This window comes from Candidatus Uabimicrobium helgolandensis, from assembly GCF_041508025.1.
GTDB classification, from domain to species: Bacteria; Planctomycetota; Uabimicrobiia; order Uabimicrobiales; family Uabimicrobiaceae; genus Uabimicrobium; species Uabimicrobium helgolandensis.
In genome coordinates this window covers 9,061,875-9,076,960 of record NZ_CP165719.1, presented here as the reverse complement: position 1 = coordinate 9,076,960, position 15,086 = coordinate 9,061,875, and the positions used below count along the sequence as shown (strand labels likewise).

Below are 15,086 nucleotides of genomic sequence, written 5' to 3'. Positions count from 1 at the left end.
AACAAACCATTTTAGAACAACGAACTATAGATTTTTTTTACTTATTTTGTTACATTAAGTGACCTGACAAAGATGCGTCATTTCCTTTTGTTGTTAAAAATAAAGAGATCTAAAATGCATATAATAAATACATTACACGATATTTGCTACAAAACAATGCCCGATTACCTAATATTATTTAACCATACAAATACAAAAATAGACATTATGTGGAAAAAAGATAAGGCATTTGAGGTTCTACAAGATACCCATTTTGACATAAAAAAGCAAAACGATATTCGTATTTTAGATCACCTATCGCAATCTAAAATGCCACAAGATTTCATTGAAAAACTAGTAAATGTGATGGTAAATATTGGAACAGAGACTGTTCATTGCGAAAATACAGATTCGCATATGTTTTTTCGATATATCTCGCAATTAAAATCTCTTATTTTTATTCCTATAAAAACACAGATACGCTTAATAGGTACATTATTCCTTGGTTATGAAGACACAAATTTTAACAATACACTAGGTGGTGACATAGACAAACTACTAAGTGAAATTCAACCAAATAAAGAGCAACTAATAAAAACATATCAGCGTGCAATAACGTTAGGCTATACCGAAGGAACACATGGATTAACACAACAGCAAATGTTCGATTGGTACTTACATGGTGGATATATTTTTGCAAATGAAAAAATAGTAAGTACAGATAGTGGGATGATGAGTAATGTATTCGCCAAAATCGAAAAATACAAAAATGAAAAAGCTTCTATTCTTATTCAAGGCGAAACGGGAACAGGTAAAGAACTCATTGCCAGGGCATTATCGATAAAAGATATTAATGACAATCACTTTGCTGTGCAAAACTGTGCTCACCTCCACGGAGATCCTCAAATTCAGCTCGTTGAATTATTTGGTTGTATTGACAACTATGTACAAAACATGAAAGGGCGTTGCGGTATTTTTGAAAGCGGTAATAACGGGACAGTCTTTTTAGATGAAATAAATTCATTATCTTTAGAGGCACAAGGAATGCTACTTAGATTTCTTGAAAACAAAGAATTTTCACGCATGGGATCAAAAAAAATCATCAAAGCAAATGTTCGCGTTATCTGTGCAAGTAATAATAATCTAGAAAGTGAAGTTCGCAAAGGAAAGTTTCGCAATGATTTACGATATCGTTTATCTAAACTCGTAATTAATATTCCTCCTCTTCGCGAACGAACATCTAAAGACTGTTATTTGCTTGCCAAGTACTTCTTAGAAAAACTCAATGAAGAAAAACAACAAAAAATAGAACTTACAATTGATGCAAGTGAGTATCTTCAAGAAGATGCAACCCCATCTTTATTTCTAGGAAATATCCGAGAATTACAATCCATCGTTTATCAAAGTTACTTAGAAGCAAAGTCAAAAAAATTTATTACTAAGGACATTATATATTCTGCCATAGAGAAATCCTCTCAAGCAATCGAAACAGAAAGTCCTGTGGCAAAAGGAAACGCGAGCAGTATGAATTTATTTCCCGAACCTTGGGAAAAATTTAGTGACCTTAAAAACGAGTTTTTTAAACAAGCCTATCACTATTCTGTAAATAATCGTAAAAGCGTTCATCAAATATCAAAAATGTTAGGCGTACATCACAATACTTTAGCCAATCACTGGCGAAATCTCGGTCTTATAAGCGAGAAATAATATGTTATTTGGCGAAATAGCAGAAAAACTAGGATACGTTTCACAAAAAAAAATACAAGAAGCTCTACTGCACCAGAAAAAATACTTATCTAGCAAAAAAATAGGCGAAATTCTTATTTTTATGGGTTGCTTAACAGAGGAAAAAGTGGAGATAATTCTTCAAAACTACAAAAAAAAGAGCACCCAAAAATACAGAGAAATAGACCGTTATAATATAGAAGAGAAAATAGGCTCTGGTGGTTTTGGCGTTGTTTACCAAGCTTACGATACAAAATTAAATCGCATTGTTGCTCTTAAGATGACAAAAAAGTCGATACAAACTCCTTTAGATGAATTAAAAAAAGAAGCGCGAAATCTAGCCACTTTCAATCATCGAAATATTGTACAAGTACACGACTTTGGCACAACCAAAAATGGACAAACGTATATTGTAATGGAGTATATTCGCGGAGAAAATCTACTGCAAAATATATCTCGTTATCGAGGGCAAAAAAAATACCTTTCTCATGCCCTACATTTATGTTTACAAATAATAGAAGCGTTAGTTTATCTGGAAAAAAAAGGCATATGCCATCAAGACATAAAACCGCAAAACATTATTGTAGATAGTGAAAACAATATCAAAATCGTTGACTTTGGTTTGGCTTCTTCTACGCAAGAAATATCCAATAACAAAGGCTACACTCCAAAATACACAGCACCAGAGAGAACAAATTTAACGATCAAGCCATCAATAGTAGGAGATATATATTCTTTTGGAGGAATACTTCTCGATGTTATTAGTCAACAGCAAGAGCACAGTGCAGTAAATATGAGTAAATCCCTTGCTGAACTATTCCCTCCCAATTCGCAGGAAAAACAACGACGTCTACTAAACATTTGCCAAAAGTGCTTGCAAAAAGACTTCAACAAAAGATACCAAAGCGCTATATCTTTATACTCTGATTTATTAGATTTTAACAGTCTTTTGTTGGAGGATAATAAAGAATTCCCTTACTTATATTTACTAAACGCAGAAGTTCTTTTTTATTTAAAAAAGCCCCGCAACTATATTGGGCGAAGTTTTGCAAACGACTTTATATTACATAACGACAAAGTATCACGTGTACAACTATCTATCAATGTTGAAAACTATATTGTGAACGTCGAAAATTTAAGCGAAAATGGAAAAGTAATGGTGTGCCAAACACCACAAAATTTTCCGCAAAATTTTCCCAAAAATAAAATCCCAACAACAAAAAAACTTCTCAAACAAAATCAATTTATCACTTTAGAAATAGGCCAATCTGCTCGGCTTAGTAACAAGAGTCTAATAAAAATAGAGAATTATATATTCTGTTTTATTGAAGAAATAAGCTTCATGAGAAATCGTTTTTGTAAAACAACAAGTGCAGTAGAATCTTACAAGTAGGAAAAATAATGCAAGAAAGTAAGTCATCAAAAAATAATGAAGGTATATATGAACCGTTTTCAATAGAAGACATTCCATGGACCATTGGTGAAAATAAAAAAGAAGATGTGTATGTCTATCCCAAAGACAAAACTATTCAAGTAAAAGGCCAAAAAACAACATTCAAAATTTCAAACTAAAGGTAAAAAAAATGATACATTTATTTAGATTATTATGGTTAGGATTATTTATTGCTTTGGGCGCACAAATAATGAGTGTATACCCCCAGCTACCAGAGCAAATAGCTGTTCATTTTAATGTTCAAGGTCAAGCAGATGCTTTTGGTGGTAAACAGGAATTCTATATATTTTTTTCCATACTTATTGCATTTTTAAATATCATATTTTTATGCATTTCTGTCATTATAAAAAAAATCCCAAACTCTATATTGAGTGTTCCATGGAAGAGCTATTGGTTCGCAAATGAAGAGCGCTCGAACATCGCTTACCGTAAATTATCAGAAATATTAGCAATGGCCGCGGTACTATTTAATGGCTTATTCTATTTGATTAATTTGATAATTCTCCGTAGTAGTACTTCACCAGAACCTTGTCCTACAGGAGACTTTATCCACGGAAATTTCATTTGGATCGCGCTAAGTTGTACAACGATTCACTTAGTACTCTCATTTCTAATTATAAAACCACCAAAAAGCTAATAATATATGTGTGCGATGAAAAATGGCTGGCAAAGACTAAAACCTCTACAACAACTAAATGAACAACAAATAAACGAAATTATGCGCGCTGCTTTTCCGACAAAAAAAGTGCGCAAATTTATTCTGTTAAGTGGTGGTCTTGCCAATACAAATTACTGCTGTTTATTTGACGATAATAGCAAAATACTATTACGCATTTACACGCGTGACAAAAATGCTTGTCTTTTAGAAAAAAAAATACACCAACTACTAAAAAACAATCTCCCGATCCCTGAAATTTTACACCTAGACAATTCACAAAAAATAATTCCACACCCTTTTGTGATTATGCAGTGGCACGAAGGTATTTCTCTACGCCAAGCAATAGATCAAAAACTAAAAGGACTACCACCAATATTCTTCAAATTAGGCACCTATTTGCAAGTCCTCCAAAAACATTCATTTTCTCAAATAGGAACATTAGACGAAAAACTCAATGTAAAACCATTTTTTTCTGGCAAAAACAATCCATTTTTAACCTACATTTATCAATGTTTGCAAACGGACTCTATACAAGGTGCAATTGAAAATAGTTTACTTAAAAAAATACATGTGTATCTCAACAAAAACGAATATCTCTATCCTAAGATTTATCGCAACATTCACCTCTCTCACGGCGACTACAATCCAGCCAACATTCTCATTTGTCCTAAATCACTAGATATAACCGCTATTCTTGATTGGGAATTTTCTTTTGCCGGAAGTTTATATTGTGACATAGGAAATATGTTACGAGACGAACATGTATTTCCACAACAATGTGTATATCAATTTGTAGCAGGAGTGCAAAATGGCAAGCAAAAATTAGATCAAAACTGGCAAAAAATGTGTAAACTCATTGACCTAACAAATCTTATTGCTTTTTTAAGTTCACCAAGCTGCGTAACAAGGAAAACAGACGCGCTTGCGCTAATCACTCAAACAGTAAAATAATAATTGTAGGTTTTAACCTCTAAGATTACAAAGAAAGTATTTATGTTTAGTTCTATTCAATTAAGTAATGTATCAAAATCATATAGTGAAGGACAACGTCAGCTAGATGTTTTACAAAACGTAGATGTGTCGTTTGTCAAGGGAAAATTCTCTGTTCTACTTGGCCGCAGCGGTTCAGGGAAAAGTAGTTTACTCAACTTAATTACAGGAGTTGATATACCTGATTCTGGAACAATTCAAATAGATGGTAATGATCTTGCCTCTCTTTCAGAACATGAGCGTACTTTATTCAGACGTCGTAATATTGGAATTGTATTTCAGTTTTTCAACTTAATTCCAACACTAACAGTACTTGAAAACATTACTTTACCTTGCGATTTAGATCAAAGACCCAAAAAGGAAAGCGAAAAACGCGCTTACTACCTACTTGAAAGAGTAGGATTACAAGATCGCGCAAAGAGTACTCCCGATATATTATCTGGCGGCGAACAGCAAAGAGTGGCAATTGCACGTGCTCTTATTCACGATCCAAATTTAGTTGTTGCAGATGAGCCAACGGGTAACCTCGATGCGAAAACAGGCGAGCAAGTACTCCAACTATTACTAGAGCTAACTCAAAAATTAGGCAAAACACTCATTATGGCCACACATAATTTGGATATTGTAGCTCATGCAGATTTTGTTTTTCACATCGAAAATGGCCACATAGTGGAGAAAAGCGAATGCTAACACTTATTCGTGTCGGACTTAGCAATGTGAAACGTCACCCATGGCAAGCACTATTCCTAATTTTGGGCGTAACCTTAGGAGTCGCAGTTATTGTGGCTGTTGATATCGCAAACCAAAGTGCAAGTCGCTCATTTTCTCTGTCTTTGAAAAGTATCTCAGGAAAAGCAACTCATCGTATTGTTGGTGGAAAGTGGGGGGTTGACGAAAAGGTATATGTTAATCTCAAAACAAAGCTAGGCATACATCGTTCTGCACCAGTCATCACTGACTATGTCAAAGTAAAAGACTGGGAACAACATTCATTACAAATTCTTGGTATCGATATATTTGCTGAATTACCATTTCGCGATTACTTAAATAGAGGACAGCTCGGCAGTTACGACTTTGTCTCTTTTTCGCAAAAAAGTGGTAGCGCAATTATCGCAAAAGATTTAGCAAAAGAACATGGTATAAAAAAAGGTGATAAACTCCGTATCCAGTACCAGGCAAAAGATATAGAAATCACTATTGTTTCTTTCATTGACACAAGTGATCCACTTACGAAAAAAGCAATGACCGGCATAATTATTGTCGATATTGCAACGGCGCAAGAAATATTAAACCACTACAAACGTCTATCACATATTGATTTACAAATTAGCGACAAAGAAGTACAACACATTAAAGCGTACCTTCCCAAGAATACACGTATTATAGATATGAAGCAACGCAGTAAGAAGACACAACAAATTACAGCTTCGTTTCAATTTAACCTGATGGCCTTAAGTTTACTAGCAATTCTCATCGGCGCTTTTATCATTTATGATACCGTAACCTTCTCAGTAGTACGACGCCGAAAAATATTGGGAATACTACGTTCCCTAGGAGCAACCAAAAACGAAATTTTCTTGATGATCGTAGGTGAAACTCTAGTAATGTCATTAATCGGTTTGGTCTTTGGCTTTATGTTAGGAGCTGCTTTAGGGAAAGCTGCTGTTTTTATGGTAACGCAGACAATCAATGATATTTATTTCACTCTAACCGTTACCGATTTCACCATTACTTACACGACAATATACAAAAGTTTCATTGGTGTTATTATCGCAATAGTCGCAGCTATATTTCCAGCAATTGAAGCGTCAAAAATTCCTCCAATCAGTGTTTTGCGTCGCTCACATTTAGATACTAAATTCATCACGCTAATACCACGTTTTATAACTTACGGTATCCTGCTCGTTATTATCGGTATAGGCACTTTATTTGTACCTAGCAATAGTTTATTTTTGGGATTCGCAAGCATACTGTTCTTCGTACTTGGTTGTACTTTTTTTACTCCTGTCTTTGTTTACACCTTCATGTCTTTACTTCGTAAATTAACCACTGTTTTTTCTGATGTCACACTAAAAATGGCACCGCGCAACATTCAGAGAAACATTAGCCGAACATCAATTGCAATTGCAGCTCTTGCTATTTCAATTGCAAGCTTAATTGCAATTAACATCATGATTGGTAGTTTTCGCACTACTTTCATAAAATGGCTTGATCAAGTATTCACAGCAGACATACTAATTGCAGGTAAAAACAAAGGTATTGCTCGCGCAGAGCCATTTGCAACAAATATTATTGCTAAAATTTTGACCATTGATGGTGTAAAGGATATATCAACATCACGTACCACCAAAACGACAGCAGAAGATGGCAACATTATAAACATAAATGCGGTAACGCGAAATATTTCAAATAAAGATGTTTTTCTGTGGAAAGATAACAGTAGCGATAAGCAGTGGAATAACATTGACAAAAAAGTAATTGTTGTCTCAGAACCGTTTGCTTACCGTTACAACATAAAACCTCATCAAAAACACCGTATTTCATTGTTTACAGACGCAGGCTTACAACAATTTACTATTACTGGTGTTTATTCGGATTACTCTTCAGACCAAGGCAAAGTGATCATGTCAGACACCGTGTACCGCCATTACTGGAAAGATAAACAGATAACAGCGATTGCTGTTTTCTTGACATCACCCGCAAACAAGGAAAAAATTATACAACAACTAAAACAAAGCATACCGAAAAATTTGCAAGTAAACGCAAACTCTGAATTGCGAGAAATTTCACTTAAAATTTTCGATCGCACTTTCACTATTACATTTGCTATGCAGATTTTAGTATGCGTTGTCGCATTTATAGCCATAGTTAGTACACTAATGGCCTTGCAGCTAGAAAGAAAAAAAGAAATTAGCATTTTGCGAGCAAATGGCATGACACCTCGTCAACTAGGCAAGTTAATTTTTTATGAAACGGGAATTATGGGATTTACAGCGGGATTTTTCGCAATACCTTTAGGAATTATTATCGCAATAGCGCTTATTTATGTCATCAATATTCGCTCATTTGGTTGGACGATAGAGCTCTTTGTTTATCCTCATTATTTTATTCAAGGACTCTCGATTGCCATTGTAGCGGCTTTAGTTGCTGGTTTATATCCACTATCTATTTTTGTTCGAACTAATATAGCTAAAGCATTACGCGAAGAATAGGACTAAAAAATGAAAGTACTTCTTACTGTTGTAGTGGCACTCTTTTTATGTTTGTTTTCCATATACTCATCTACATCCTTTTCAGCTCAGACCCAAACCACAGGTTCTGTTGGTGATGCACTTTCTAGCGATAGCACCCGCGGATTTTTACGTGCAGATAAACCACGTATTTTTACATTTCCAAAAGACGAAGGAGCACATCCCAAATACCAGACAGAATGGTGGTACTATACAGGTAACCTCGTCACAAAAAAAAACCGTCGTTTTGGTTTTCAGTTTACAATATTTCGCCGCGCTATTCTTCCACAAAAACAACAACGAAAATCTCCATGGGTAAGTAATCAAATTTATTTCGCACATTTCGCTGTTAGTGACATAAGTGGTAAGCGTTTTTTGCATAGTGAACGCTTTAGTCGCGGGGCAATGGGACTTGCTGGCACTCAAAAAAATCCAACAAAGATCTGGATTGAAAATTGGTTTATTGAAAACAGTAAACAAACTCATGTTGTTGCTAGAACAAAAGAATATAGTATTGATTTAAAAATGACCTCTCTGAAAGAACCCGTTCTCAACGGTAAAAAAGGGCTAAGTCAAAAAAGTAGTGGAAAAGGCAATGCCTCTTATTACTACTCAGTCACAAGACTCCAAACACAAGGAGCAATAACACTTGGTAATGAAAAATACGAAGTAACCGGACTTAGTTGGCTTGATCGTGAGTGGAGTACTAGTGTTTTAGGAAAAGAACAAATAGGATGGGATTGGTTTTCTATTCAACTAAACGATAGCAGAGAGATTATGTTATACCAGCTACGGCTTAAAGATAATAAAATAGATCCCCATTCCTCTGGAACATTTATTTTTGCGGATGGTAAATATCAACCGCTAAAACACGGTGATTTTTCGATTACAGTTCTAGACCACTGGTTAAGTCCTAAAAGTAATATTCGTTATCCAGCACGATGGAAAATTGAAATTCCGAAATACAATTTAAATCTAGAAATCAAACCGTACCTAGCAAACCAAGAGTTATTACTAAATTTTGCTTATTGGGAAGGAGCTGTTTCTGTCAAAGGAAAAGGAATATCGGGAAATGGTTATGTTGAAATGACCGGGTATGATTAGTACTACAGTTGTAATTAAAATAACAAATAGGTAGCTATAAAAATTAGACACTCTGTAGGTCTTATTTTATCGATAGCTCTTCTCAAATAGCAAAAAATACTGTTATTTGTAAACAGCTAGAAACACCGAAAAATAAGGAACTGTACTTAGTTACAACTGTAGTATTAGGGCGTGTCATCATTCAATACAGATAAAAATATAACGGATTCATTTAATGATACGCCAGTAGTATTGAGCCCGCGCCCGAAAACTTTTTGAGAGCGACAGAAAGTGATTTATTGGTTCAATACTAGTTTTTTGCGATGGAAAAAGAAACTTTGCTTCTTTGATAAATTGTTAGTGAAAGTTTCGGAAACGCGCTCGGGCTCGAAAAAACACACAATATTTTGAATGATGACACGCCCTAACTTCAGAAGATACATGAGGTACAATGTAGACGCGGTATTGTACCGCCCGGCCTGCGCAAACAATTGTAAAAATTTATTCCAGATTGTATTCACTTTATTTGTAATACAAACGGAAGACCCCTACATCACTGTAATAAAAAAACTTATTCTACAAGTTCTTTTATCACCTAAACATAATCTTGTAGTTTGTGGAGCATAGTTCCTATTTTACTTGGTATTTCATCAAGGGGAGGCAACCCTAATTTTTGCCGCGCATTATTAACAACAGATAAATTAGTAAATGACTCTTTGTCGCGAATAGCGATAAAAGTCGTTATAATAATCGTTTTCAGTGTATTACCGCGTATACGAAAAGTATGAGGAGAGTAGCGCGCTGGGTGCATATGTATGTATTTTTCATCTTCAATTAGGCGCAAGGTAAAAATAGAAGTGTCACTCATTGTGTATTGGTAATAGTAACCAAATCTCTTTATATCGCCTTCAGTTTCTAGAAAATTGCGGTAGTTCTCTAAAGATGTAATATTTTTATTTTGAATAAATTCAGATACTTCGCCTTCAAGTTGCTGAGGCGATAAATCACCAACGTATATATCAGTAACTCCATCAAGATCCTTAATTCGGCCTATAATAAAATTTTCTTGGCATTCACTACTTTGAGCATAGCCTATTATACGACGAGCAATATCAGGAAAATGGTGCTTACCAGCATTAAAAAATACAGAGCTCATAAAACCTCCTAACGAATAAACCAAACATTTTGAATCAGATTGTTGTCTACTTCGTATATAGCAATAACATACACTGGTTCTTCTTTCATACCATGCACTCGCTCATGATCAATCACTGTTTTTCCTTGTACAATTCTATTGATCAAATCCGCGTGTAGATTTTCAATATTAAAGCGATGGTCGCGAAAAAATGCGCGCAAATTTTCGCGCCCTTCCAAAGTAAGATTAAGTGACGGAAAATCGTGTATTTTTACATTGTGCGCATACTGAGCAACAAAATTATCTAAGTCTTTTAAGTTATAAGCCTCAAGTTGCGCTTGTACCGGTACTTCACTACTCATTGTTTTCCCTAACTTTTATACATGCGAATACTTCCACATATCTTCCAATCACCTTCATTCTTCCAACGCCGCGAAAAACTTTTTTTCTTCTTACTTAGTAACTCAGAGTGCTTATAAATGAAACACTCCCAGCCAATAACATCGTCTTGGTTAATCGCTGTCCATAAGTTTTCTAAAACATTTTGATTTTGAATAACACTTCTTTGCACAGACTCAGAAATTGATTCAGCAAAGTCGTTCACTTCTTCTGCTGACAAAGAACGTTGCTGCTCATTTAGATTTGGAATAGCCTCGTTAAGTGCTGATTCAATCCCTTGCGCTAATTTTTTGTAGCATGCTTTGGCTACACGACTGCTCATATTGTCTTGTTCCATTAAAACGCAAAAAACACCAATAACTCCCTGAGCTAAAGCCCAATTATCATAATCATGTATGGCAATGGGTTTGAGCGTTGTCCGCCACTTGCCAATCTTTGATGGAATAGTAACAATATCGCCTGCATCTACTTTTTCAACACCTAAATTTTGTTGTCCACCATCAACTAAGTGCAACTGCACTTTTCCACCAAGAGTTAATGTTTCAATTGTTTCAAAATAAACTTGCTCGCCATCAATTTTAAAAAATATAGGTAACAAATAAGGTTCTGCCTTACCAAAACCATCACCTTCATCAAAACAGTGAATTTTTTCTAAAACAACGGCTATCTCTAATTTTTTATCTATTTCATTTTCGTGCATTTCTAAAAGAGTGTCGTCCATGTGCATACCTTTATAAATTTTGCAATATACTGCGCTATATGTTTGAGAGAATGGCGGTAAACAATATATGTTTTAATTACGATAGTTGTAGAGTTATTGTTTGCATTTGTAAATATTCTAAAGTACCAACTCTGAGCCATGTTCTTTGAAAATGGCGGCACTACAGCAATTTTTATTTTTCTAATTTCGTTAGGTGACAACCACAAATTTTCAACAGTAACTTTTACGCAGCCGCAAGATGGCTCAATACGCGTAATATTAATAAACTGATCACTATTATTTTTAACAAATACATTGGTATTTAGAGTTGAGTCTGCATAAATAAAAGCTGGTCCATCTGGCCTAATAAGGACTTCCAACTGTGCCTGAGCAGCAACAGTCATAAAAACAATTAACACCACTCTAAAAAATATCATTTTTTGTCCTTTGTCTTTACTTGTGGCAAACGCGTTGCCTTAATATTATGCCCTCTAGTATACAAATACTCTGTTTCGATATCATAAAATACCATCGGTGCTTTTATATTTGTTCCTTCACCTTCTACACGTACATATGGATAGTCAGCAATAAATACGCGTTTCTTCGCTTCATTCCAACGTAATTGATTACCGTAAACGGTATTTTTTTCAGCAATGAGAATCACATTCTCATATGCAATTAATTCCTCTACTGTTTGTTTCTTTAAAATCACCTCTAAGCGTTGGCATTTAAGTTTACGATTACCTATAGTAGCAACAATATCATCAAATAATTGAATTTTTTCGTCATTATTTAGATAAGAAATTTTTCCTTGGCTGATAATTTTAATTGTTTTACCCGAAATAAATTTTTGACCTTTTTTCTCTGATTTTTGTCGAGGTAAAATAATGGTAATCGGTCCTTGTCCATGCGCCTCTTTCTTATCGATATGAAAATCAAAGTGTTTCGAATAAATCTCGCGACCATCATGCATCAAACGCGCTTTATCACCTAGTAATTGCGCTTTTTTCTGTGGAATAAAGTACGAAAATTTTTCTCCTGTCGCTTGTTGAGTAGAATCATCGCGATTACTAATAATGACATTTTTTTGAGCAATAAATTTGACTAGTTTTCGACTGCTACTGGTTAAAAGATCACCACCTTGTTTAGCCCTTCTTGATTTACTTTCGAAAAAAGCTTGTGCCTCTTCACACGTAAGTTGAAAATCCTTTGCTTTTTTTTGCGTAGATTTTTCAGAAGTTTTTTTGCTATCAACAATTAATCCTAAGCCTTTACCACCGCCATTATTACTAAATAACATTTTCACTTTGCCATAAGCATTTGCAGTATTTTTCGCGTTAGCAAATATAATTTTTTGCGCAAAAAGTGTATTAGGAGAACTTGTTTTTGTATCGATTTGTTGTAGTTGAGCAGGATTACCAAACAATGTAGCAAGCTCTTCTTTTGTAGAATAGTCAAGTCGATCACCAGACCCTTCCGCACCATTAGTAAACATTTTTACATTCTCTTTAACGTAGATCATCTTATCTTTACCAGTAATAATTAACTTGTTACCGGTAATCTTTGATTTATCGCTCATTACCACAACATGACCAAACAAATAAACCTTCTTGCTATCGTCTTTTAAGGTTTCTATATGTAAACGATCTCCTGATGCTGTACGTCCTGCGTCTTCTATATATACTTCTTTTTCTGCCTTTAAACTCTTTAGTTCACGTGCCACAATTTTTGCGGATAAAAAATGCGCTTTAAATTTCCCCACTTGTTTAGATGTTAAATGTTGATAGCGATATAAATCAACATCTTCACGAGCGCTTAAAAAATAACTCTGATCTTTAACATCTTTTATGATAATAATGGCTTTCTGAGCGCGCAATTCGATATCTTCTTTTTTACTTTTTGACGAAGATTTTTTCGGCTTTTTATCTGCTCCCAAAAGAGAGCTCTGCCCACTACCTAAATCGACATTGTACGCAATTACTTTCGGATTTTTTTGTAGTACAATATTTTCTTTATTGTTTTTCTTCGTCCAAGTAAGCACACCACCTACAGCTTTAATTTTTTCATCGTGGTAAATAACCTCATCAATAGCCACTGCTTTTTGTAGTGAAAAACGTTTCTTCTTCTGTTTATCTTGTAAAAAATTGATGACCAATTTCTGCGACTGAAAACGACCAATTTGTTTCTTAGTTCCTGTTAAATAACGCAAAATAGTTACGTTTTTTTTACTACGGCAAAAATGTTCACCACTACTATGACGCTTAACAGTGATATACGCATCAGCAGAAATCACAATGTCCTCATTTTTCTTTGTATCCTTTGAACCACTACCTGAAACATCAAAAAACGCAATGTTATTCTTTTTCCCTTTTATATAAAGATAATCAGTCGTCGCTGAAATTTTTTTCCACTGGCAATATTCTCCCTTAGCTTCCAATTTTTTATCGCGATAAACCACATCTTTTTTCGCTTGGAGGTATAAAGGTTCGCGCTTTTCTTTTTGCGTTTTAGGATCTACACTTATTACAGTGTCTAATTTCAAGTAATCGCCATTTATCTTTGTAACTACTTGATTTTGCGAATATTCGCGAATTTTAGCATTTTTAACAAAATACACATTTTCGGTAGTAATATGCGCACCATAGTTTTTATACCAGCGTATTTCTTTAGCCGCTTCTCCTTCTATTCGTTGAGAATTGCGTTTTTCTCTTATCTTTTCTATGTTCTGTTGCTCTTTTTTACTGAGCAAGGATATATTTCCCTCAAGAGCAATAAAAGCGTTTTTCTTTATGAAAATACGTTCTTCATCACTGCGTATTTCTTGAGAAAAATCTTCGCAAGTTACTCGATTGTTGCCATCGATGAACCTAACTTTATCTTGGGCTAAAAATTTACGAGCGTACATTTTCTTATCAACGTTTTGTTGTAATTCTATTCTGAGTAATTCACACCTTAGTTCTGCCTGTGCTGCAGTTAAATAAACATTAGATTTTTGAATAATCACAAATCGTTCTTGAGAAATCTTTTGCAAACTAAGTTTTCCCTTAGATCGAGAATTGATTTGTATAACTTCCTTGTTTTTACCTTTTTTATATAATGTTGCTTTTACATTTTCTAAAAAATTAATCTCATTCGAATTTAGATAGGTTTTCATTCCTTGCGATTCAACAGTAACCGCTTGTTTTTTATCTAACTGAATTTTGGCTTTTGTAGATAATATTCTATTATTAAAATCAATGCGAAGAATTTTCGTTGTTGCAGTACTCTCAAGTCCATCATCAGAAAACCCTTGTATATGAACATTCTTTCTAAGAATAAGAATATTGAACTCACCTTTTCTTTTTTTTAGTATTGCAGAGTCAGCATCAATAGTATAAGTTTTACTTAACTTCCACTCTCCACTATCTTTTTGATATGGGGAATAATAAATACAGTGTGGCTTTTCAATAAAAAAAGCATTTTTGGTATGGGGCCGCATTTTTTCACAAGTAATTTCCCATTCTTTTTGGCGTTTTTCGTTGTAATGTATATGGCTCACTTTTTCTAAGCGATTTTCTTTATCCAAAAGAATTTCCTTCTCTTTTGTTTTTAGAACCATTATCGCTTCTGTTTTCGTTTCTATTTCCGTTACCGGGGATACCTGCGGTGTCACAAGAATGCCATCAGCAAGCACTACAATTATCGCAATACTTATCGCACTTAACCCACTAAAAATAATCAATGTTTTTTTCATT

The 15,086-nt window shown here is 34.5% G+C and carries 13 protein-coding genes; 8 read left to right on the top strand and 5 right to left on the bottom strand.

The window, feature by feature from the left end:
• Window positions 1-114: 114 nt before the first annotated feature.
• Genes UABHE_RS33570 through UABHE_RS33535 form a run of 8 tightly spaced genes read left to right on the top strand, consistent with a single transcriptional unit; the run spans window position 115 to window position 9,139 of the window.
• Window positions 115-1,686, top strand: coding sequence for a sigma 54-interacting transcriptional regulator (locus tag UABHE_RS33570; protein ID WP_372367857.1), 1,572 nt, complete (start codon window positions 115-117; stop codon window positions 1,684-1,686).
• Between the two features lies 1 nt (window position 1,687).
• Complete coding sequence (locus UABHE_RS33565; protein ID WP_372367856.1) at window positions 1,688-3,097, top strand: FHA domain-containing serine/threonine-protein kinase; 1,410 nt, start codon at window positions 1,688-1,690, stop codon at window positions 3,095-3,097.
• A gap of 8 nt (window positions 3,098-3,105) precedes the next feature.
• The gene (locus tag UABHE_RS33560; protein WP_372367855.1) at window positions 3,106-3,276 is read left to right on the top strand and encodes a hypothetical protein; all 171 of its coding nucleotides are present in this window, start codon (window positions 3,106-3,108) and stop codon (window positions 3,274-3,276) included.
• A gap of 11 nt (window positions 3,277-3,287) precedes the next feature.
• Window positions 3,288-3,794, top strand: a complete 507-nt coding sequence (locus UABHE_RS33555; protein ID WP_372367854.1) for a DUF1648 domain-containing protein — start codon at window positions 3,288-3,290, stop codon at window positions 3,792-3,794.
• A 6-nt stretch (window positions 3,795-3,800) separates the two neighbouring features.
• Window positions 3,801-4,766, top strand: coding sequence for a phosphotransferase family protein (locus UABHE_RS33550; protein ID WP_372367853.1), 966 nt, complete (start codon window positions 3,801-3,803; stop codon window positions 4,764-4,766).
• A gap of 42 nt (window positions 4,767-4,808) precedes the next feature.
• Window positions 4,809-5,495 (top strand): ABC transporter ATP-binding protein, encoded by a 687-nt coding sequence (locus tag UABHE_RS33545; protein WP_372367852.1) that lies wholly within the window; start codon window positions 4,809-4,811, stop codon window positions 5,493-5,495.
• On the top strand, window positions 5,489-8,017 hold the full coding sequence (locus tag UABHE_RS33540) for an FtsX-like permease family protein (RefSeq protein WP_372367851.1): 2,529 nt from the start codon (window positions 5,489-5,491) through the stop codon (window positions 8,015-8,017). Before UABHE_RS33545 ends, UABHE_RS33540 begins: the two co-directional genes overlap by 7 nt.
• 9 nt (window positions 8,018-8,026) lie before the next feature.
• Entirely contained in the window at window positions 8,027-9,139 is a 1,113-nt protein-coding gene (locus UABHE_RS33535) for a lipocalin-like domain-containing protein (RefSeq protein WP_372367850.1), read from the top strand.
• Window positions 9,140-9,713: 574 nt separating this feature from the next.
• Here UABHE_RS33535 and UABHE_RS33530 read toward each other — a convergent pair.
• From UABHE_RS33530 to lptC, 5 genes are read right to left on the bottom strand one after another with little or no spacing between them, the layout of a single operon-like run.
• Entirely contained in the window at window positions 9,714-10,274 is a 561-nt protein-coding gene (locus tag UABHE_RS33530) for a hypothetical protein (protein WP_372367849.1), read from the bottom strand.
• A gap of 8 nt (window positions 10,275-10,282) precedes the next feature.
• Window positions 10,283-10,615: a nuclear transport factor 2 family protein gene (locus UABHE_RS33525; protein WP_372367848.1), complete on the bottom strand. Its 333-nt coding sequence runs from the start codon at window positions 10,613-10,615 to the stop codon at window positions 10,283-10,285.
• 8 nt (window positions 10,616-10,623) lie between these two features.
• Window positions 10,624-11,373 (bottom strand): hypothetical protein, encoded by a 750-nt coding sequence (locus UABHE_RS33520; protein WP_372367847.1) that lies wholly within the window; start codon window positions 11,371-11,373, stop codon window positions 10,624-10,626.
• Window positions 11,355-11,789 carry a DUF1573 domain-containing protein gene (locus UABHE_RS33515; protein ID WP_372367846.1) on the bottom strand — a complete coding sequence of 145 codons (435 nt, stop codon included), beginning with the start codon at window positions 11,787-11,789 and terminating at the stop codon, window positions 11,355-11,357. Before UABHE_RS33515 ends, UABHE_RS33520 begins: the two co-directional genes overlap by 19 nt.
• Entirely contained in the window at window positions 11,786-15,085 is a 3,300-nt protein-coding gene (gene lptC, locus UABHE_RS33510; RefSeq protein WP_372367845.1) for an LPS export ABC transporter periplasmic protein LptC, read from the bottom strand. Before lptC ends, UABHE_RS33515 begins: the two co-directional genes overlap by 4 nt.
• Between the last annotated feature and the right edge of the window lies 1 nt (window position 15,086).

Excerpts from the sequence above, each read along its gene's own strand:
- UABHE_RS33570 (WP_372367857.1), top strand. The coding sequence starts at position 115 with ATGCATATAATAAATACATTACACGATATTTGCTACAAAACAATGCCC.
- UABHE_RS33565 (WP_372367856.1), top strand. The coding sequence starts at position 1,688 with ATGTTATTTGGCGAAATAGCAGAAAAACTAGGATACGTTTCACAAAAA.
- UABHE_RS33560 (WP_372367855.1), top strand. The coding sequence starts at position 3,106 with ATGCAAGAAAGTAAGTCATCAAAAAATAATGAAGGTATATATGAACCG.
- UABHE_RS33555 (WP_372367854.1), top strand. The coding sequence starts at position 3,288 with ATGATACATTTATTTAGATTATTATGGTTAGGATTATTTATTGCTTTG.
- UABHE_RS33550 (WP_372367853.1), top strand. The coding sequence starts at position 3,801 with ATGTGTGCGATGAAAAATGGCTGGCAAAGACTAAAACCTCTACAACAA.
- UABHE_RS33545 (WP_372367852.1), top strand. The coding sequence starts at position 4,809 with ATGTTTAGTTCTATTCAATTAAGTAATGTATCAAAATCATATAGTGAA.
- UABHE_RS33540 (WP_372367851.1), top strand. The coding sequence starts at position 5,489 with ATGCTAACACTTATTCGTGTCGGACTTAGCAATGTGAAACGTCACCCA.
- UABHE_RS33535 (WP_372367850.1), top strand. The coding sequence starts at position 8,027 with ATGAAAGTACTTCTTACTGTTGTAGTGGCACTCTTTTTATGTTTGTTT.
- UABHE_RS33530 (WP_372367849.1), bottom strand. The coding sequence starts at position 10,274 with ATGAGCTCTGTATTTTTTAATGCTGGTAAGCACCATTTTCCTGATATT.
- UABHE_RS33525 (WP_372367848.1), bottom strand. The coding sequence starts at position 10,615 with ATGAGTAGTGAAGTACCGGTACAAGCGCAACTTGAGGCTTATAACTTA.
- UABHE_RS33520 (WP_372367847.1), bottom strand. The coding sequence starts at position 11,373 with ATGGACGACACTCTTTTAGAAATGCACGAAAATGAAATAGATAAAAAA.
- UABHE_RS33515 (WP_372367846.1), bottom strand. The coding sequence starts at position 11,789 with ATGATATTTTTTAGAGTGGTGTTAATTGTTTTTATGACTGTTGCTGCT.
- lptC (WP_372367845.1), bottom strand. The coding sequence starts at position 15,085 with ATGAAAAAAACATTGATTATTTTTAGTGGGTTAAGTGCGATAAGTATT.